Genomic DNA, 880 nt, shown 5'->3' with positions numbered 1-880 from the left:
CTTAGAAGCAGCCATCATTTAAAGAAAGCGTAATAGCTCACTGGTCGAGTCGGCCTGCGCGGAAGATGTAACGGGGCTAAACCATGCACCGAAGCTGCGGCAGCGACACTATGTGTTGTTGGGTAGGGGAGCGTTCTGTAAGCCTGCGAAGGTGTGCTGTGAGGCATGCTGGAGGTATCAGAAGTGCGAATGCTGACATAAGTAACGATAAAGCGGGTGAAAAGCCCGCTCGCCGGAAGACCAAGGGTTCCTGTCCAACGTTAATCGGGGCAGGGTGAGTCGACCCCTAAGGCGAGGCCGAAAGGCGTAGTCGATGGGAAACAGGTTAATATTCCTGTACTTGGTGTTACTGCGAAGGGGGGACGGAGAAGGCTATGTTAGCCGGGCGACGGTTGTCCCGGTTTAAGCATGTAGGCTGATTGTCCAGGCAAATCCGGATAATCAAGGCTGAGGTGTGATGACGAGGCACTACGGTGCTGAAGTAACAAATGCCCTGCTTCCAGGAAAAGCCTCTAAGCATCAGGTAACATCAAATCGTACCCCAAACCGACTCAGGTGGTCAGGTAGAGAATACCGAGGCGCTTGAGAGAACTCGGGTGAAGGAACTAGGCAAAATGGTGCCGTAACTTCGGGAGAAGGCACGCTGGTGTGTAGGTGAAGTCCCTGCGGATGGAGCTGAGACCAGTCGAAGATACCAGCTGGCTGCAACTGTTTATTAAAAACACAGCACTGTGCAAACACGAAAGTGGACGTATACGGTGTGACGCCTGCCCGGTGCCGGAAGGTTAATTGATGGGGTTATCCGTAAGGAGAAGCTCTTGATCGAAGCGCCAGTAAACGGCGGTGGTAACTATAACCATCCTAAGGTAGCGAAATTCCT

Annotated in this window: 1 rRNA gene; it reads left to right on the top strand. The window is 52.6% G+C overall.

Features of this window, described 5'->3' with window-relative positions:
- Positions 1–880 (top strand): 23S ribosomal RNA (locus tag ABD353_RS39715); the annotation flags it as partial.

This window comes from Kitasatospora arboriphila, from assembly GCF_039528095.1.
Lineage (GTDB): Bacteria > Actinomycetota > Actinomycetes > Streptomycetales > Streptomycetaceae > Kitasatospora > Kitasatospora arboriphila.
The sequence above is the reverse complement of the archived record's forward strand: the minus strand, read 5'-3'. Positions and strand labels throughout refer to the sequence as shown.